Here is a 20,760-nt window from a genome sequence, read left to right as displayed (position 1 = left end):
GCCCTGGACCCGGCGGCGCTGCGCGCCCACGCCGGCCGGACGCTGCCCGAGTACATGGTCCCCGCCGCGATCATGGTGCTGCCGGAGCTCCCGCTGAACCCGGCCGGGAAGCTGGACCGGGGGGCGCTGCCCGAGCCGGTGCTCGTCGCCGCCACCGGGCGCGGCCCGCGCGACGACCGCGAGGAGATCCTGTGCGGGATCGTCGCGGAGGTGCTGGGGCTGCCGCGCGTCGGCATCGACGACGACTTCTTCGACCTCGGCGGCGACTCGCTGAAGGCCACCCGCGTGGTGGCGCGCGCCCGCGCCGCGCTGGGCGCCGAGCTGCCGGTGCGCGCGCTGTTCGAGGCCCCGACCGTCGCCGGGCTCGCCGAGCACGTCGCGGCCGGGACCGGACCGGTCCGCCCCGCGCTGACCCCGGCCGCGCGCCCCGACCCGCTGCCGGTGTCCCACGCCCAGGAACGCCTGTGGTTCCTCAACCGCCTCGAAGGGCCGACCGCCACCTACAACATGCCGATCCCGCTGCGCCTCACCGGCGAGATCGACCCCGGCGCGGTGCGCGCCGCGCTCCGCGACGTCGTGGCCCGGCACGAGCCGCTGCGGACGCTGTTCGACGAGGTGGACGGCGCGCCGGCGCAGCGCGTCCTGGACCCCGGGGACGCCGACCCGCGGCTGCTGGTCGGCGAGGTCGTCGCCGGGGACGTGCGCGGCGCGCTGTTCGCGGACGCCACCCGCGGCTTCGACCTGGCCACCGACCTGCCGATCCGCGCCCACCTGTACCGGCTCGGCCCCGACGAGCACCTGCTGCTGCTGGTCCTGCACCACATCGCGGGCGACGGCTGGTCCCTGGCCCCGCTCGCCCGCGACGTCATCACCGCCTACCTGGCCCGCCGCGAGGGCCGCGCCCCCGACTGGGCGCCGCTGCCGGTCCAGTACGCCGACTACGCCCTCTGGCAGCGCGCGCTGCTCGGCGACGAGGACGACCCGGACAGCCTGGCCGCCCGCCAGATCGCCCACTGGCGGCGGGCCCTGTCCGGCCTGCCCGACCAGACGCCGCTGCCGACCGACCGGCCGCGCCCCGACCGCGCCTCCTACCGGGGTGGCCAGGTCGCGTTCACGCTGCCGCCGGAACTCCACCGGGACCTGACCGCGCTGGCCCGCGACCACCAGGTCAGCCTGTTCATGGTGCTCCAGGCCGCGCTCGCCGCGCTGCTCACCCGCCTGGGGGCGGGCACCGACGTCCCGATCGGGTCGCCGGTCGCGGGCCGCACCGACGAGGCCCTGGACGACCTGGTCGGCGTGTTCGTCAACACCCTGGTCCTGCGCACCGACACCGGCGGCGACCCCGCGTTCGCCGAGCTGCTGGCCCGCGTCCGCGACACGGACCTGGCCGCCCACGCCCATCAGGACGTCCCGTTCGAGCGCCTGGTGGAGGTGCTGAACCCGCCGCGCCACCTGGGCCGCCACCCCCTGTTCCAGGTCATGCTGACCCTGCAGAACAACCCGGTGGCGAGCGTCGAGCTGCCCGGTCTGACCGTCGAGGTCGAGCCGGTGGACGCCGGGGTCGCCAAGTTCGACCTGGAGTTCCTGCTGGAGGAGTCGCGCGACGGCTCCGGCGGCCTGGCCGGGACCGTCGAGTACGCCCGCGACCTGTTCGACGCCGCGACCGTCGAGCGGTTCGCGGCCTGGTACCGGCGGGTCCTGGAGGCGGCCGTGGAGTCGCGCGGCGCGGTCACCGTCACCGGCCTGGACCTGCCCGGCATCGAGGAGCACCGCACCACGGCGCCCGTCCCGATCACCCCCGCGCCCGCCGCCGAGGCCACCGTCAAACGCCTGGTCGCCTACGTCGTCGCCAAGCCCGGCCAGACGGCCGACCCCGAGGAGCTGCGCGCCCACGTCCGCGCCCACCTGCCCGAGTCGATGGTCCCGGCCGCCGTCGTGCTGCTCGACGAGATGCCGCTGACCCCCAACGGCAAGGTCGACGTCAAGGCGCTGCCCCGACCCGGGATCACCGCGCCGCGCGCCGCCTACCGCGCCCCCCGCGACGAACGCGAGCGGGCCGTCGCCGCCGTCTTCGCCGACCTGCTCGGCCTGGACCGCGTCGGGATCGACGACGACTTCTTCGCCCTCGGCGGCAACTCGCTGATCGCCATGCGGGTCGTCAGCCGCGTCCGCCGCGTCCTGGCGGTCGAGCTCCCGGTCCGCGCGCTGTTCGAGGCCCCGACCGTCGCCGCCCTCGCCGCGCTGCTGGGCGAGGCCGGGACCGGACGCGACCGCCCGGCGCTGGAGCCGCGCGACCGCCCCGACCCGCTGCCGGTGTCCTACGCGCAGAACCGGCTGTGGTTCCTCAACCGCTTCGAGGGCCCGTCGGCCACCTACAACATGCCGCTCGCGCTGCGCGTCACCGGCGCGCTCGACGCCGACGCGCTCCAGGCCGCGCTCGGCGACGTCGTCGCCCGCCACGAGTCGCTGCGCACGATCCTCCCCGACAGCGGGGGAGTGCCGCGCCAGCACATCCTGGACCCGGCCGCCGCCCGCCCCGAACTCCACGTCACCGACACCGCCGCCGCCGAACTGCCCGCGCACCTGGGCATGGCCGCCGGGTACGCGTTCGACATCTCCGCCGAACCCCCGATCCGCGCCCACCTGTACCGGCTCGGCGGCGACGAGCACGTGGTGCTGCTGCTGATGCACCACATCGCCGGGGACGGCTGGTCCCTGGCGCCGCTGGCCCGCGATGTCGTCACCGCCTACGCGGCCCGCGCCGAGGGCCGTGCGCCGGACTGGGCGCCGTTGCCGGTGCAGTACGCGGACTACACGCTCTGGCAGCAGGAGTTGTTCGGCTCCGAGGACGATCCGGGCAGCCTGATCTCGAAGCAGATCGCGTTCTGGCGCGACGCCCTGGCCGGGCTGCCCGAGGAACTGGACCTGCCGACCGACCGGCCCCGCCCCGCCGAGGCGAGCCACCGCGGCGGCACCACCCGCTTCACCCTGCCCGCCGGCGTCCGGGCCCGGCTGAACGAGGTCGCCCGGGAGACCGGCGCGAGCCCGTTCATGGTCGCGCAGGCCGCGTTCGCCGCGCTGCTCACCCGCCTGGGCGCGGGCACCGACATTCCGATCGGATCGCCGGTCGCGGGCCGTACCGATGAGGCCCTGGACGACCTGGTCGGCATGTTCGTCAACATGCTGGTCTTCCGCACCGACACCAGCGGTGATCCGACGTTCCGGGAGCTGGTCGCGCGCGTCCGGGAGACCGACCTGGCCGCCTACGCCCACCAGGACGTCCCGTTCGAGCGCCTGGTGGAGGTGCTGAACCCGCCGCGCCACCTGGGCCGCCACCCCCTGTTCCAGGTCGGCCTGACGTTCCAGAACAACCCCGAGGCCCGGCTCGAACTCCCCGGCTTCACCGCGCGGGCCGAACCGCTGCACGCCGGGGTGTCCCGCTTCGACCTGCTGATGGTCCTCACCGAGACCGACGACGGACTCGCCGGGGAACTGGAGTACGCGCTCGACCTGTACGACCCGGCGACCGCCGCCACGCTGGCGGAGCGGTTCACGCGCCACCTGACGGCCCTGCTGGAGGACCCGGACGCCCGGATCGGCGCGGCCGACGTCCTCGCCCCCGCCGAACGCGCCACCATCCTGGACGAGTGGGCGGGCGGCACGGCCCCGACCGGCGGCGACGCCGCCACGCGGGCGACGCTCCCGGCCCTGTTCGAGGCGCGGGCGGCCGAACGGCCGGACGCCCCGGCGGTCACGTTCGAGGGCACCACCCTCACCTACGGCGAGCTGAACGCCCGCGCCAACCGCCTGGCCCGCTACCTGGCCGCCCGCGAGATCGGCCCCGAGGGGTTCGTGGCGCTGGCGCTGCCGCGCTCGGTCGAGCTGGTCGTGGCGGTGCTGGCGGTGCTGAAGGCGGGCGCGGCCTACGTCCCGATCGACCCGGACCACCCGGCCGACCGCACCGCCCTCATGCTCGACGACGCCGGACCGGTGATCGCGATCACCACGGGCGCGGCGGGCGGGGCGCTGCCCGAGGACCTGCCGCGCGTCCTGCTGGAGGACGACGCGCACGCGGCCTACCTGGACACCGACCTCACCGACGCCGACCGCGTCCGCCCGCTCGACCCCGGCCACCCCGCGTACGTGATCTACACGTCCGGTTCGACGGGGCGTCCCAAGGGCGTGGTGGTCCCGCACCAGAACGTGGTGCGGCTGCTGCGGTCCACGGAGCAGTGGTTCGATTTCAACGCCGACGATGTGTGGACGTTGTTCCACTCGTATGCGTTCGATTTCTCGGTGTGGGAGCTGTGGGGTTCCTTGCTGTACGGCGGTCGCCTGGTCGTCGTTCCTTACCTGACCTCTCGTTCGCCCGAGGACTTCCTGCGGCTGCTGGCGGCGGAGAAGGTCACGGTCCTGAACCAGACGCCGTCGGCCTTCTACCAGCTCATGGCGGCCGACCGGGACAACCCGGGCCGGGACCTGGCCCTGCGCTACATCGTCTTCGGCGGTGAGGCGCTGGAGCTGGGCCGTCTGGACGACTGGTACTCCCGTCACGCCGACGATGCTCCGGTGCTGGTCAACATGTACGGCATCACCGAGACCACGGTCCACGTGTCGTACCTGGCCCTGGACCGTGCCTCCGCGGCCACCGCCTCCGGCAGCGTGATCGGCGTCGGCATCCCCGACCTGCGCGTCTACGTGCTCGACGGCCATCTCCAGCCGGTCCCTCCCGGAGTGGTCGGCGAGCTGTACGTCGCGGGAGCGGGCCTGGCGCGCGGCTACCTCGACCGTCCCGGCCTCACCGCCGAACGCTTCGTCGCGAACCCGTTCGGCGCGCCCGGCACCCGCATGTACCGCACCGGCGACCTCGGCCGCTGGCTGCCGGACGGCCGCCTGGAGTACCTGGGCCGTTCCGACCAGCAGGTCCAGCTACGCGGCTTCCGCATCGAGCTCGGCGAGATCGAATCGGCGCTCGTCGCCCACGACGCGGTCTCCGACGCCGCCGTCGTCGTCCGCGAGGACGTCCCCGGCGTCAAACGCCTGGTCGCCTATGTCGTCTATGTCGTCGCCGACGACCACGACCCGGCCGCGCTCCGCCGCCACCTGGCCGGACGCCTCCCCGACCACATGGTTCCGGCGGTGTTCACGGCCCTCGACGCGCTGCCGCTGACCGTCAACGGCAAGCTCGACCGCAAGGCGCTTCCCGCACCCGATCTCTCCGCCCGTGTGTCCTCCCGGGCCCCGCGTACTCCGGAGGAGGAGGCTCTTGCGGCGTTGTTCGCGGAGGTTCTGGGTTTGGAGCGGGTGGGGGCGGAGGACGGGTTCTTCGATCTGGGCGGTGATTCGATCATCGCGATCCAGTTGGTGTCGCGGGCGCGCCAGTCGGGTCTGGTCATCACGCCTCGTGATGTGTTCCAGCACCAGACCGTCGCCGAACTGGCCGCCACCGCCCGGCCCGTCGGCGAGGGGGAGGAGATCGAGGCCGAGGCCCCCGGCACCGCCGTCGGCCCCGTCCCGGTCACGCCGATCGTCGCCTGGCTGCGGGACCGCGCCGGCGGCGACGCCGACCTGATCGCCGGGTTCCACCAGGCGACGGTGCTGCGCACCCCCGCCGGGCTCGGCCTGGAGGCGCTCGCGGACGCGTTCCAGAAGGTCGTCGACCATCACGACGTGCTGCGGCTGCGCCTGGACGTCGACGGCGACCGGTGGCAGCCGGTGGTCCGCCCGGCCGTCTCCGTCGAGGACCTGGTGACCCGCGTGGACGTCGCGGGCCTGGACGCCGACAAGCTCGCCGACGTCGTCGCCGAGCAGGCCGCCGCCGCCCGCGACCGCCTCGACCCCGTCAACGGCGTCATGGCGCAGCTCGTCTGGCTCGACGCGGGCGACGCCCAGGGCCGCCTGCTCGTCCTGCTGCACCACCTGGTCGTGGACGGGGTGTCGTGGCGGATCCTGCTGCCCGACCTGGTGACCGCCTGGGCCGGGGGAGAACTCCAGCCGGTCGGGACCTCCTTCCGCCGCTGGGCGCAGCGCCTGACCGCCGCCGCCTCCGACCCGGCCCGCACCGCCGAGCTCGACACCTGGCTCGACATCGTGGACGGCCCGAACGCGCCGCTCGGCGACCGCGCCCTCGACCCCCGCGTGGACGTCGCGGCCCGCGCCCGCTCCCTCACCCTGGAGCTGCCCGCCGACGTCACCGGGCCGCTGCTGACCGACGTGCCCGCCGCGTTCCACGGCCGCGTCAACGACGCCCTGCTCACCGGCCTCGCCCTCGCCGTCGCGCACTGGCGGAGGGCGCGCGGCGGCCGGGGCACCGGCGTGCTGGTGGACCTGGAGGGCCACGGACGCGGGGACGCGGTGCCGGGCGTGGACCTGTCGCGCACGGTCGGCTGGTTCACCTCGATCCACCCGGTCCGCCTGGACGCCGGGACCGCCGACTGGGCCGAGGTCGCCGCGGGCGGCGCGGCCGCCGGGACCGCCCTGAAGAAGGTCAAGGAGCAGCTCCGCGCCGTGCCGGGCGACGGCATCGGCTACGGCCTGCTGCGCCACCTCGACCGGGAGGCCGCCGAGGAGCTCGCCGAAGCGCCGCCCGCGCAGATCGCGTTCAACTACCTCGGCCGGATCCCCGCCGGGGCCGCGCCCGGCGACGGCGGCGGCGACTGGACGCTCGCCCCCGAGGAGCCCCCGGCGGGGGAGGACCCGCGGCTGCCGATGGCCCACGCCCTGGAGATCAACGCGATCACCCGGGACCGGGCCGGCGGCCCGGTGCTGTCGGCGACCTGGACCTGGCCGGACGGCCTGCTGGCCGAGGACGAGGTGCGGGCCCTGGCCGGGCACTGGGCCACCGCGCTGCGCGGCCTGGTCGCGCACGTCGCGGACGGCGGCGACGGCACCGGCCCGGTGGGCGGCTTCACCCCGTCGGACCTGCTGGTCGACCTGGACCAGACCGAGATCGACAAACTTCAGGACGCGTGGAGGAAGCAGCAGTGAACCGGGGGGACCTGGAGGACATCCTGCCGCTGTCGCCGTTGCAGCAGGGGTTCTTCTTCCACGCGCTGTTCGACGACGCCGACGCCGACGTCTACACCGCGCAGATCGCGCTGGAGCTGGAGGGCCCGCTCGACGCCGCCGCGCTGCGGACCGCCGCCGCGACCCTGCTGCGGCGGCACTCCAACCTGCGGGCCGCGTTCTGGCACGAGGACCTGTCGCGGCCCGTCCAGGTCATCCCGCGCGGCGTCGAACCGCCGTGGGAGGAGGTCACGGTCGCGTCGGAGGCCGAGGCCGACGCGGTCGTGGCCCGGGAGCGCGCCCGCCCGTTCGACCTCACCGATCCGCCGCTGCTGCGGTTCGTCCTGGTGCGGATCGCCCCGGACCGCCACCGGCTGATCCTCACCAACCACCACATCCTGCTGGACGGCTGGTCCACGCCGGTGCTGGCGACCGAGCTGTTCGCGCTCTACCTCCAGGGCGGCCACGACACCGGCTTCCCGCGCGTCACCCCCTACAAGAACTACCTGGCGTGGCTGTCCCGGCAGGACCGCGCCGCCGCCGAGGACGCCTGGCGGCGCGCCCTGGACGGCGTCGACGGGCCGAGCCTGGTCGCCCCCGAGGCGGCGGGCCGCCCGCCCGTGCCGCCCGCCCGGACCGCCACCACCCTGGACGCGCGGCTGACCAAGCGGCTGACCCGCGCCGCCCGCCGCCACGGCGCAACCCTGTCCACCGTGCTCCAGGCCGCGTGGGGCCTGACGCTGGGCCGGACGCTGGGCCGCGACGACGTGGTGTTCGGCGCGGCCGTCTCCGGCCGCCCGCCCGAGCTGCCCGGCGTCGAGCAGATGATCGGCCTGTTCATCAACACCATCCCGGTCCGCGTGCGGCACCGGCCCGGCGAGTCCCTGGGCGAGCTGCTGGAACGCCTCCAGGACGAGCAGACCGAACTGCTGCCGCACCACCACCTCGGCCTCACCGACGTCCAGCGGGCCGCCGGGCACAACGGCACGCTGTTCGACACGATGACGGTGCTGGAGAACTACCCGTTCGACCCCGACGCCGCGGCCGGGTCGCTGAACGGCCTCCGCGTCACCGGCTTCGAGTCCTACGACGCCACCCACTTCCCGCTGTCGTTCGTGGCGATCCCCGGCGACGAGCTGTCGCTGCGCCTGCACTACCGCCCCGACGTCTACGGACACGACGTCGCTGACGCGCTGCTGGCGCGGGCGCGGCGCTTCCTGGAGGCGTTCGCCGAGGACTCCGCGCGACCCGCCGGAGCGGTCGTCCTCACCGACGACGCCGAACGCGCCCGCCTGGACGCCTGGAACGCCACCGCCGCCGACCACCCCACCGGCACCCTCACCGACCTGTGGGAACGCCGGGCCGCCGCCACCCCCGACGCCATCGCCCTGGTCGCGGGGGACCGGCGCCTCACCTACGCCGAGCTGAACGTCCGCGCCAACCGCCTGGCCCACGAGCTCATCGCGCGCGGGATCGGCGCGGAGGACCGCGTCGCCCTCGTCCTGCCCCGCACCCCCGACCTCGTCACCGCCATCCTCGCGGTGCACAAGGCGGGCGCGGCGTACGTGCCGGTCGACCCCGAGTACCCGGCCGACCGGATCGCCGCGATGCTCGCCGACGCCGCGCCCGCCCTGGTGATCGACGCGGGCGGTGTCGCGGCCGCCCCCGGCCGCCCGGACCACGACCCCACCGACGCCGACCGGGTCCGCCCGGTGACCGGCGACAACGCCGCCTACGTGATCTACACGTCGGGATCGACGGGCCGCCCCAAGGGCGTCGTCGTCCCGCACGCCGGGGTCGTCAACTACTACGAGGCGCACCGCGCGACGTTCTTCGAACCCGCGGTCGCCGAGGCCGGGGGACGGCGGCTGCGGTTCGCGCACCTGGCGTCGTTCTCGTTCGACACCTCCTGGATGGGCCTGCTGTGGATGTTCCACGGCCACGAGCTCCACCTGATCGACGACGAGACGCGCCGCGACGTGACGGCGTTCGCCCGGTACGTCGACGCCACCCGCCTCGACCTGGTGAACGCCACCCCCTCCCACTTCCGGGCGCTGCGCGAGGCGGGCCTGCTCACCGCCGGACACCACCCCTCCCACCTGCTGCTCGGCGGCGAGGCGATCGACGGCGCGCTCTGGAACGACCTGCGCGCCCTGGAGGGGACCACGGTCCGCAACTTCTACGGACCCACCGAGTCGACCATCGACACCATGAACCAGCCGGTCACGGCGGGCGAACGCCCGGCGATCGGCTCCCCGCACCGCAACACCCGCGCCTACGTCCTGGACGCCGCGCTCCAGCCCGCGCCGGTCGGGGTGCCCGGCGAGCTGTACCTGGCGGGCGTCCAGCTCGCGCGCGGCTACCTGGACCGCCCCGACCTGACCGCCGAACGCTTCGTCGCCGACCCGTTCGGCGCGCCCGGCGACCGCATGTACCGCACCGGCGACCTGGCCCGGTGGACCGCCGACGGCACGATCGAGCACCTGGGCCGCGTCGACGACCAGGTGAAGATCCGCGGGTTCCGCGTCGAGCCCGGCGAGATCGAGAACGTGCTCGCCCGCTTCGAGGGCGTCGCCCAGGCCGCCGTGGTCGCCCGCGACGGACGGCTCGCGGCCTACGTCGTCCCCGCCACCGTGGACGTCGCGGCCCTGCGCCGGTACGCCGCCGCGCGGCTGCCGGACCACATGGTCCCGGCGATCACCGCGCTGGAGGCGCTGCCGTTGACGGTCAACGGCAAGCTCGACCGGGACGCGCTGCCGGAGCCCGGCGTCGCCGCGACCGTGTCCCGCGCCCCGCGCTCCCCGCGGGAGGAGATCCTGTGCGGGCTGTTCGCCGAGGTTCTCGGCGTCGCGAGGGTCGGCGTCGACGACGGCTTCTTCGACCTGGGCGGGGACTCGCTGGTCGCGACCCGCCTGATCAGCCGGATCCGGTCGGCGCTCGGCGTGGAGCTGCCGGTCCGCGCCCTGTTCGAGGCCCCCACGGTCGCGGGCCTCGCCGAACGCGTCGCCCGCCACGAGGAGCGGGCCGCCGGGACCGTCCGCCCGCCGCTGACCCGCGCCGAACGCCCCGACGTCGTCCCGCTGTCGTACGCGCAGCAGCGCCTGTGGTTCCTCAACCGCTTCGAGGGGCCGTCGGCGACGTTCGTCATGCCCGCCGCGCTCCGCCTGGACGGCGCGCTCGACGCCGCCGCCCTCGAAAGCGCGCTCGCCGACGTGGTGGCCCGCCACGAGACCCTGCGCACGATCTTCCCCGACGCCTCCGGCACCGCCCGGCAGCTCGTCCTCGACCCGGCCACCGCCCGGCCGCGCCTGCCGGTCACCGCCACCGACGAGACCCGCCTGCCGACGGAGCTGGCCGCCGAGGCCGGCCGGGGCTTCGACCTGTCGGTGGAGCCCCCGCTACGCGCCCGGCTGTTCCGGCTGGGGGAGGACCGGCACGTCCTGCTGCTGGTCCTGCACCACATCGCCGGGGACGGCTGGTCGATGGCGCCGCTGGCCCGCGACGTGATCACCGCCTACGCCGCCCGCGCCGAGGGCCGCGCCCCGGACTGGGCGCCGTTGCCGGTGCAGTACGCCGACTACACGCTCTGGCAGCGCGAGCTGTTCGGCTCCGAGGACGATCCCGGCAGCCTGATCTCGAAGCAGATCGCGTTCTGGCGCGACGCCCTGGCCGGGCTCCCCGACCGGCTCGAACTGCCCACCGACCGGCCCCGCCCCGCCGAGGCGAGCCACCGCGGCGGCACGGTCCCGTTCCACCTGGACCCCGACCTCCACCGGGCGCTGCTCGCGCTGGCCCGCGAGACCGGCGCGAGCCTGTTCATGGTCATGCAGGCCGCCTACGCCGCGCTGCTCACCCGGCTCGGCGCGGGCACCGACATCCCGATCGGGTCGCCGATCGCGGGCCGTACCGACGAGGCCCTGGACGACCTGGTCGGCATGTTCGTCAACATGCTGGTCCTGCGCACCGACACCAGCGGCGACCCGACGTTCAAGGAGTTGATCGCGCGGGTCCGGGAGGCCGACCTGGCCGCCTACGCCCACCAGGACCTCCCCTTCGAACGCCTGGTGGAGGTGTTGAACCCGGCCCGCTCCATGGCCCGCCACCCGCTGTTCCAGGTCGCGCTGACGTTCCAGAACAACCCCGAGGCGAAACTCGGACTCGACGGCCTCACCGGCGGCGCGCACCCCCTGCCGTCCGGCACGGCCAAGTACGACCTCTCCCTCCACCTGGAGGAACGCCACGACGCCGACGGCGCCCCCGCCGGGATCGACGCCGGGCTGGAGTACGCGCTCGACCTGTTCGACGCCGACACCGCCGCCTCCCTCGCGGCCCGCTTCCAGCGCCTGCTGCGCGAACTCGCCGACGCCCCCGACGCGCCCATCGGCACCGCCGAGATCCTCGACCGCGCCGAACGCCGCACGATCCTGCGCACCTGGGCGGGCGGCACCGCGACCGTGGACGCGCGCACCACCATCCCCGAGATCTTCGAAGCGGTGGTGACGGCGCACGCCGCGTCCCCGGCGGTCACGTTTGAGAGCACGACCCTCAGCTACGGCGAGCTGGAGGCCCGCGCCAACCGCCTCGCCCACCTGCTCATCGAACGCGGCGTCGGCCCGGAGCGGTTCGTGGCGCTGGCGCTGCCGCGCTCGGTCGAGCTGGTCGTGGCGGTGCTGGCGGTGCTGAAGGCGGGCGCGGCCTACGTCCCCATCGACCCCGACTACCCGGCCGACCGCATCGCCTACATGCTCGACGACGCCGAACCCGTGCTCGCCATCACCACGCGCGAGGCCGCCGCCGTCCTGCCCGACACGATCGACCGCCTCCTCATGGAGGAGGCCGAACGGCTCGGCCACATCGACTGCGACCCGACCGACGAGGACCGCGTCCGCCCCTTGCGCCCCGAGCACCCCGCGTACGTGATCTACACGTCCGGTTCGACGGGGCGTCCCAAGGGCGTGGTGGTCCCGCACCAGAACGTGGTGCGGCTGCTGCGGTCCACGGAGCAGTGGTTCGATTTCGGGCCGGACGATGTGTGGACGTTGTTCCACTCGTATGCGTTCGACTTCTCGGTGTGGGAGCTGTGGGGTTCCCTGCTGTACGGCGGTCGCCTGGTCGTCGTTCCTTACCTGACCTCTCGTTCGCCCGAGGACTTCCTGCGGCTGCTGGCGGCGGAGAAGGTCACGGTCCTGAACCAGACGCCGTCGGCCTTCTACCAGCTCATGGCGGCCGACCGGGACAACCCGGGCCTGGACCTGGCCCTGCGCTACATCGTCTTCGGCGGTGAGGCGCTGGAGCTGGGCCGTCTGGACGACTGGTACGCGCGGCATCCGGAGGACGCCCCGACCCTCGTCAACATGTACGGCATCACCGAGACCACGGTCCACGTGTCGTACCTGGCCCTGGACCGTGCCTCCGCGGCCACCGCCTCCGGCAGCATGATCGGCGTCGGCATCCCCGACCTGAAGATCTACGTCCTGGACGAACGCCTGCGGCCCGTCCCCCCCGGCGTGACCGGCGAGCTGTACGTCGCGGGCGCGGGCCTGGCGCGCGGCTACCTCGACCGTCCCGGCCTCACCGCCGAACGCTTCGTCGCGAACCCGTTCTCCAGGTCCGGCGAGCGCATGTACCGCACCGGCGACCTCGGCCGCTGGCTGCCGGGCGGCCGCCTGGAGTACCTGGGCCGTTCCGACCAGCAGGTCCAGTTGCGCGGCTTCCGCATCGAGCTGGGCGAGGTCGAGGCGGCCCTCGCCCGCCACGACTCGGTGGCCGACGCCGCCGTCGTCGTCCGCGACGGGCGGATGCTCGCCTACGCCGTGCCCGCCGACGGCGCGGAGATCGACCCGGCCGAACTGCGCCGCTTCGCGAACCGGACGCTGCCGGACCACATGGTCCCGGCCGCCGTCGTCCCGCTCGACGCGCTGCCCCTGACCTCCAACGGCAAGCTCGACCGCAAGGCCCTCCCCGACCCCGACTTCTCCGTCCGTGTGTCCTCCCGGGCCCCGCGTACTCCGGAGGAGGAGGCTCTCGCGGCGTTGTTCGCGGAGGTTCTGGGTTTGGAGCGGGTGGGGGCGGAGGACGGGTTCTTCGATCTGGGCGGTGATTCGATCATCGCGATCCAGCTGGTGTCGCGGGCCCGTCAGTCGGGTCTGGTCATCACGCCTCGTGATGTGTTCCAGCACCAGACCGTCGCCGAACTGGCCGCCGCCGCCCGGCCCGTCGGCGAGGGCGAGCGGTTCGAGGCCGAACCCCCGGGAACGGCCGTCGGCGTCGTCCCCGCCACCCCGATCATGCGGTGGTTCCAGGAGCTGACCGGCCCGGTGGACGACTACAGCCAGCGGATGCTGCTCCGGGTCCCGCCCGCGCTCGGCGCGGACCGGCTCGCCGCCGCGCTCCAGAAGGTCATCGACCACCACGACATGCTGCGGCTCCGCGTCGACCGCTCCACCCCGGAGTGGACGTTCGAGGTCACCGAGCCCGGCACCGTCGCCGCCGCCCCGCTGGTCCGCCGCGTGGACGTCACCGGCCTCACCGGCGACGCCCTCGACCGGGTCCTCCACGACGAGTCCCTGGCCGCGCGCCGCCGTCTCGACCCGGCGAGCGGCGTCATGGCGCAGCTCGTCTGGTTCGACGCGGGCGACGACGACTCCGGCCGCCTCCTGCTCACCCTCCACCACCTGGTCGTGGACGGGGTGTCGTGGCGGATCCTGCTGCCCGACCTGGTGACCGCCTGGGCCGGGGGAGAACTCCAGCCGGTCGGGACCTCCTTCCGCCGCTGGGCGCAGCGCCTGACCGCCGCCGCCTCCGACCCGGCCCGCACCGCCGAGACGGCGCTGTGGAACGACATCCTCGCCACCCCCGACCCGCTCCTCGGCACGCGCCCGCTGGACCCGGCGGCCGACACGTTCGGCACCGCCCGCCACCACACCATCACGCTGCCCCCCGAGATCACCGGGCCGCTGCTGACCGACGTGCCCGCCGCGTTCCACGGCCGCGTCAACGACGCCCTGCTCACCGCCCTGGCGCTGGCCGTCGCCGAGTGGCGGCGCGCCCGCGGGATCACCGACGACACCGCCGTCCTGGTGGACCTGGAGGGTCACGGACGCGAGGAGGTCGTTCCCGGCGTGGACCTGTCGCGCACGGTCGGCTGGTTCACCTCGATCCACCCGGTCCGCCTGGACGCGGGCGGCGTCGACTGGGCCGAGGCGGACGCCGGTGGACCGGCCGTCGGCACCGCGCTCAAGAGGATCAAGGAGCAGCTCCGCGAGATCCCCGACAACGGCGTCGGCCACGGCCTGCTCCGCCACGTCGCGGGCACGGTCGGACCGCACCCCCGCCCGCAGATCGCGTTCAACTACCTGGGCCGCGCCGCCGCCGGGGACGCCGCCGACTGGTCCCCGGCCGACCCGGCCGCGCTGGCGGGCGGCCAGGACGACGCCCTCGGCCTGGTCCACGCGATCGAGGTGAACGCCCACACCCGCGACCTGCCCACCGGCCCCGAGCTGACCGCCGAGTGGACGTGGGCGGACGCGCTGTTCGCCGAGGCCGACCTCACCGACCTGGCCGGCCGCTGGGCCGCCGCCCTGCGCGGCCTGGTCGCGCACGTCACCGGCGACGGCGCCGGGCCCGTCGGCGGCTTCACCCCCTCCGACCTGACCCTGGTGGACCTGGACCAGGACGAGATCGACGAACTGGCCGCCGAACTCGACGACGGGTTCGACGACGGCTTCGACGGCGAAGGGGAGCCCGACTGATGGCGGAACAGAGGAAGCAGTCGCAGCTCGAGGACGTCTGGCCGCTGTCGCCGCTCCAGCAGGGCCTGTTCTTCCACGCCCTGTACGGCGACGACGTCTACACCGCGCAGGTCGTCTTCGACCTCGAAGGCCCGCTGGACACCGCCGCCCTGCGCCGGGCCGCCGCCACCCTGCTGCGCCGCCACGCCAACCTGCGCGCCGGGTTCCGCCAGCGCAAGGAGGGCACCCCCGTCCAGATCGTCCACCGCCAGGTCAAGCCGCCCTGGCGGGACATCGACCTGTCGGCCCTCCCCGAGGCCGAACGCGAGGCCCGCGCCACCGAGATCGCCGACCGGGAGCGCGCCACCCCCTTCGACCCGGCCCGGCCGCCGCTGCTGCGCTTCGTGCTGGTGAGGATGGCCGACGACCGGCACCGGATGGTGTTCACCAACCACCACATCCTGCTGGACGGCTGGTCCACCCCGGTGCTCCAGACCGAGCTGCTCGCGCTCTACCTGGCGGGCGGCGACGACACCGGCATGCCGCGCGCCACCCCCTACAAGAACTACCTGACCTGGCTGTCGCAGCAGGACCGCGCCGCCGCCGAGGACGCCTGGCGGCGCGCCCTGGACGGCGTCGACGAGCCCACCCTCGTCGCCCCCGACGCGGCCGGGCCCGGCGCCGCCGCGCCCGGCCGCGTCCGCCGCCTGCTGTCCGCGGACCTGACCGCCGCGCTCCAGGACCGCGCCCGCGCGCACGGCGTCACCCTCAACACCGTCCTCCAGCTCGCCTGGGGCGTGCTGCTCGGCCGCCTCACCGGCCGCACCGACGTGGTGTTCGGCGCGGCGGTGTCGGGCCGCCCGCCCGAGCTGCCGGGCGTCGAGCGGATGATCGGCCTGTTCATCAACACGATCCCGGTCCGGGTCCGCGTCCGCCCCGCCGACACCGTGGCCGCCGCGCTGACCCGCCTCCAGGCCGAGCAGGCCGACCTGATGGCCCACCACCACGTCGGGCTCGCCGACATCCAGCGGCTGTCGGGCGTCGGCACGCTGTTCGACACGATGACGGTGCTGGAGAACTACCCGTTCGACCCGGACGCCGCCGGAACCGACCTGGGCGGCCTCACGGTCCGCCCGCACGACGGCTACGACGCCTCCCACTACCCCCTGGCGCTGGCCGCCGTCCCCGGCCGCCGTCTGGCGCTGCGCCTGGACCACCGCGCCGACCTGTACCCGGCCGCCGCCGCCGAACGCCTCGCCGACCGGCTCACCGCCGTCCTGGAGACGCTCGCCCACCGTCCGGACGCCCCGCTCGCCGCGATCGACGTCCTCGACGGCGCCGAACGCGACCGCCTCCTCACCGCCTGGCAGGGCGCCGACACCGGCCTGTCGCCCGACACCGTCACCGGCCGCTTCGCGCGCCTGGCCGCCGAACGCCCGGACGCCGTCGCGATCCGCGCCGCGGGCGCGTCGATCACGTTCGCCGAGCTCGACGCCCGCGCCAACCGCCTGGCCCGCCACCTGGTCGCCCTCGGCGTCACCCGCGAGACCCGCGTGGCGACGCTGCTCGACCGCTCCGCCGAGGTCGTCGTCGCGACCCTCGCGATCCTCAAGGCGGGCGGCGCCTACGCGCCGATCCACCACAGCTACCCCGACGACCGCGTCCAATGGGCGATCGACGAGGTGGCCGCCCCCGTCCTGCTCGTGGACGCCGCCACCGCGTCCCGCGCCGCCGCCCTCACCACCACCGCGCGGATCGTCGACGTCACCGACGTCACCGACGTCAGCGGCGACGCGACCGACCCCGGCGTTCCCGCCCACCCCGACCAGACCGCCTACGTGCTGTTCACCTCCGGCTCGACCGGCGTCCCCAAGGGCGTGATGATCCGCCACCGCGACGTGGTCGCGCTGGCCGACGACCCGCGGATGCGCGACGGCGCGCACGACCGCGTCCTGATGCACTCCCCGCACGCGTTCGACGCCTCCACCTACGAGATCTGGGTGCCCCTCCTCGCGGGCGGCACCGTCGTCGTCGCCCCGCCCGGCCGCGTCGACGCCGACGTCCTCGAACGGACCGTCCGGGACGAGCGGGTCACCGGCCTGTTCCTCACCACCACCCTGTTCAACCTGGTCGCCGAGGAACGCCCGCACGCGTTCGCGCCCCTCACCGAGGTGCTGACCGGCGGCGAGGCGGGCTCGGCGGCGGCGATGCGCAAGGTCCTGGCGGCCTGCCCCGGCACCGAGGTCGGCCACGTCTACGGCCCCACCGAGTGCACCACCTTCGCCACCCTCCTCGGGATGCGCGGCCCCCTCGCCGCGCCCGGCAACGGCACCCCGCTCGGCCGCCCCTGCGCCGGGATGCGCGTCTACCTGCTGGACGCGGGCCTCCAGCCCGTCCCGCCCGGCGTGGTCGGCGAGGCGTACATCGCCGGGCTCGGCACCGGCCGCGGCTACCTGGACCGCCCCGCCCTGACCGCCGAACGGTTCGTCGCCGACCCGTTCGGCAAGCCCGGCGAACGCATGTACCGCACCGGCGACCTGATGCGCTGGACCGAGAGCGGCGTCCTGGAGTACGTCGACCGCGCCGACCTCCAGGTGAAGATCCGGGGCTTCCGCGTCGAGCTCGGCGAGATCGAGGCGGCCCTCGCCGACCACCCCGCCGTGGCGAACGCCGCCGTCCTGGCCCGCGAGGACACCCCCGGCGTGAAACACCTGGTCGCCTATGTCGTCCCCGCCGCCCCGGCCGACCCCGCGGCGCTGCGCCGCCACCTGGCCGACCGGCTGCCCGAGTACATGGTGCCGTCGGCGTTCGTCCCGCTGGAGACGCTGCCGACCGGCCCGACCGGAAAACTGGACCGCGCCGCGCTGCCCGCCCCCGCGTTCGACGAGGCCGCCCTCGGCCGCGACCCGGCCACCCCCGGAGAAGAGACCCTGTGCGGGCTGTTCGCGCAGGTCCTCGGTCTGGACCGGGTCGGCGCCGACGTCAGCTTCTTCGATCTGGGCGGCGACAGCATCACCGCGCTCAAGCTGTGCACCCTGGCCCGGCGGAGCGGCATCGACCTCACGCCCCGCCAGGTCTTCACCGGCCAGACCGTCGAGGCGCTGCTGCGCGCCGACGCCCCCGCCGACCCGGGCTTCGACGTCCTGCTGCCGATCCGCGCCACCGGGACGCGCCCGCCGCTGTTCCTCGTCCACCCGGCGGGCGGCCTGGCCTGGCCGTACTTCCGGTTCCAGCGGCACCTGGGCCCCGACCAGCCGCTCTACGGCCTCCAGGCCCGCGCGTTCACCCAGGACGAGCTGCCCGGCTCCGTCGAGGAGATGGCCGAGGACTACCTCGCGCGGATCCGCGCCGTCCAGCCGCACGGCCCCTACCACCTGGCGGGCTGGTCCCTCGGCGGCCTCATCGCCTACGAGATGGCCACCCGCCTCCAGCAGGACGGCGAGCGGGTCGCGCTGCTCACCCTGATCGACTCCTACCACGGCCTCGACCTGGACTCCGAGAAACGCGACGTGCTGCCCGAGCTCCTCCAGGGCATCGGCGTGGACGCCACCATGCTCGACCCCGACGGCCACCCCGACCTCGAACAGATCATGGGCGTGCTCGCCGCCCGCGGCGACGCCCTGGCCACCCTCGACGAGAACGCCCTGGTCAACGTCTACCGCAACTACGCCAACGGCGTCCGCCAGGCCGAGGAGTACCGCCCCGGCCCGTTCCGCGGCGACCTGCTGTTCTTCACCGCCCTGCGGGACCGCGCCCCCGGCGCGCCCACCGCCCGCGCCAACTGGGGCCCCCTGGTGGACGGCGAGATCGAGGACCATCCCCTGGACGTGGAGCACCACCACCTGATGGAACCCGAACCCGTCGCCGCGATGGGCGCGGTCCTGGCCGCACGCCTCGACGGGCTCCACCCGCCGCGCCGCCGACCCGACCCCCCGACCCGGAAGGAACACCGATGACGAACCCGTTCGAGGACCCCGAGGCCACCTACACCGTCCTCGTCAACGACGAGGGCCAGTACTCGCTGTGGCCGTCGTTCGCCGAGGTCCCCGCCGGGTGGAGCGTCGCCAAGGCCGAGGACACCCGGCGGGCGTGCGTGGACTTCATCAACGAGAACTGGACCGACATGCGACCCAAGAGCCTGATCGAGGCGATGGGTGAGTAGGACCGGGGCGGCGGGGACGACGGCGTCCCCGCCCCTGGAGGTCCCCGCCGTCACCGAGTGGGTGATGGAGATGCGCGACCCGGCCGACCTGCGGCCCGCGCCGCTGCCCCCGGTGGAGATGGCCTTCACCCTGGCCCGGGTGCCGTCCCCCGACCTCAACCGCGCGCTGTACGCGGCGGTCGGCGCCCGGGTCTGCTGGACCGACCGGTTCACCTGGTCCCACGACGACTGGCGCGCCTGGGTGGAACGCCCCGAACTGGGCACCTGGATCGTGATGGCCGAGGGGACCGTCGCGGGCTTCTTCGAGATCGAGGCCCAGCCCTCCGGCGACACCGAGATCCACCTGGTCGGGCTGACCCCGGCGTTCGTCGGCCGGGGACACGGCGGCTACCTGGTCGAACAGTGCGTCCGCCGCGCCTGGCGGCGCGGCCGGCTGTGGGCCGAGCACACCGGCCCCGCCACCCGCGTGTGGCTGCGGACCAGCACGTTGGACCACCCGAACGCGTTGGCCAACTACCGGCGGCGCGGCTTCAAGGTCTCCGCCGAGCGGACCGGGCCCAAGCTCGTCCCCGACCCCCGGCTGGCCCCCTGGCCGCTCCCACACGACCCCCGGACCGCCGCCCGGACCGACGAGGAGGAAGAACTGATTCCATGACATGCCCACCCGCCGCTCACAAGCCCCCGACCGTGACGTTCCCCGGCCCAGACGAGGCGGCGCCATGACCGTGCTGATCGCCGCGCCTCCGCGCGGCCGGTCCTGGCGCTGTGACGCCAGGGCTTCCTTTGTCGCTTATATGGCTACTCGCAGGCTCCCGGTCGTGACGTTCCCCAGCCCTGACGAGGTGGTGCCATGACGGTGCTGATCGCCGCGCCTCCGCGCGGCGGGTCCTGGTGCTTGGGCGCCGGGGCTTCTTTTGTCGCTTATACGGCTGCTCGTAGGCTCTCGATCGTGACGTTCCCCGGCTCAGACGAGGTGGCGCCATGACCCTGCTCATCGCCGCGCTTCCGCGCGGCCGGTCCTGGCGCTGTGACGCCGGGGCTTCCCCTGTCGCTTTCACGATCGTCCGCGAGCTCGCGAGCGTGACGCTCTTCGGTCCTGACCGGGCGGTGTCATGAGCTGGTTCCGCTGTGCCGAGGCCCGGCCCTGGGCGTCGCTGCGGTTGTTCTGCCTGCCGCACGCGGGCGGGTCGGCGGTGTTCTACCGCGCCTGGGCCAAGGAGATCAGTCCCGCCGTCGAGGTCCACGTCGTCCAGTACCCCGGCCGCGCCGACCGGATGCGCGACCCCCTGGTGTCCGACGCCGGGCAGCTCACCCGCCTGATCGCCGGGGCGATGGCGCCGCTCACCGAACGGCCGTTCGCGCTGTTCGGGCACAGCATGGGCGCGGTCCTGGCCTACGAGGTCGCCCGCCTGCTCCAGCGGCGCGGGCACACTCCCGTCCACCTGTTCGCCTCCGGCGCCCGCCCCCCGCACGACCGGGGCGGCGAGCGGCTCGCCGACAAGGACGACGACGCCCTCGTCGCCAAGGTCGTCGGGCTGGGCGGCACCGACGCCGAGGCGATGCGCAACCCCGAGCTGCGCGAGCTGGTCCTGCCCTACATCCGCAACGACTTCGCGCTGATCGAGAACTACACGCACGTCCCCGAGCCGCGCCTCACCGTGCCGCTCACGGCGTTCACCGGCGACCGCGACCCCCACGTGGACGCGGCCCACGCCGCCCGCTGGGGCGAGCTGACCGACGGGCCCTTCGCCCGGCGCGAGTTCCCCGGCGACCACTTCTACCTCGTCCCGCAGCGGTCCCGGGTGCTCGCCGAGATCATGCGGATCCTGGAGGTTCCGACCGGCCCCTGACGGGACCGGTCGG

General features: G+C 74.7%; 7 protein-coding genes. All 7 read left to right on the top strand.

Annotated elements, in window-relative coordinates; genetic code table 11:
- Nucleotides 1-6,987, top strand: a 6,987-nt coding sequence (locus tag AKI01S_RS00940; RefSeq protein ID WP_157419569.1) for a non-ribosomal peptide synthetase, incomplete at its 5' end; no start/stop codon positions are given.
- Nucleotides 6,984-14,756: a non-ribosomal peptide synthetase gene (locus AKI01S_RS00935; protein ID WP_067811138.1), complete on the top strand. Its 7,773-nt coding sequence runs from the start codon at nucleotides 6,984-6,986 to the stop codon at nucleotides 14,754-14,756. The genes AKI01S_RS00940 and AKI01S_RS00935, both read left to right, overlap by 4 nt.
- Entirely contained in the window at nucleotides 14,756-18,691 is a 3,936-nt protein-coding gene (locus tag AKI01S_RS00930) for a non-ribosomal peptide synthetase (RefSeq protein WP_067811136.1), read from the top strand. The genes AKI01S_RS00935 and AKI01S_RS00930 overlap by 1 nt, the downstream gene beginning before the upstream one ends.
- On the top strand, nucleotides 18,688-18,897 hold the full coding sequence (locus tag AKI01S_RS00925; protein ID WP_067811133.1) for an MbtH family protein: 210 nt from the start codon (nucleotides 18,688-18,690) through the stop codon (nucleotides 18,895-18,897). The genes AKI01S_RS00930 and AKI01S_RS00925 overlap by 4 nt, the downstream gene beginning before the upstream one ends.
- A complete protein-coding gene (locus tag AKI01S_RS00920; protein ID WP_067811130.1) occupies nucleotides 18,890-19,552 on the top strand; it encodes a GNAT family N-acetyltransferase in 663 nt (220 codons plus the stop codon). Before AKI01S_RS00925 ends, AKI01S_RS00920 begins: the two co-directional genes overlap by 8 nt.
- Nucleotides 19,553-19,878: 326 nt before the next feature.
- Complete coding sequence (locus tag AKI01S_RS54135; RefSeq protein ID WP_281185696.1) at nucleotides 19,879-20,013, top strand: hypothetical protein; 135 nt, start codon at nucleotides 19,879-19,881, stop codon at nucleotides 20,011-20,013.
- The gene (locus AKI01S_RS00915) at nucleotides 20,010-20,747 is read left to right on the top strand and encodes a thioesterase II family protein (protein WP_067811128.1); all 738 of its coding nucleotides are present in this window, start codon (nucleotides 20,010-20,012) and stop codon (nucleotides 20,745-20,747) included. The genes AKI01S_RS54135 and AKI01S_RS00915 overlap by 4 nt, the downstream gene beginning before the upstream one ends.
- Nucleotides 20,748-20,760 lie beyond the last annotated feature (13 nt).

The organism is Actinomadura kijaniata NBRC 14229, assembly GCF_001552175.1.
GTDB lineage: Bacteria > Actinomycetota > Actinomycetes > Streptosporangiales > Streptosporangiaceae > Spirillospora > Spirillospora kijaniata.
Note: the sequence above shows the minus strand (reverse complement) of the source record. Positions and strands in the feature narration are given on the sequence as shown.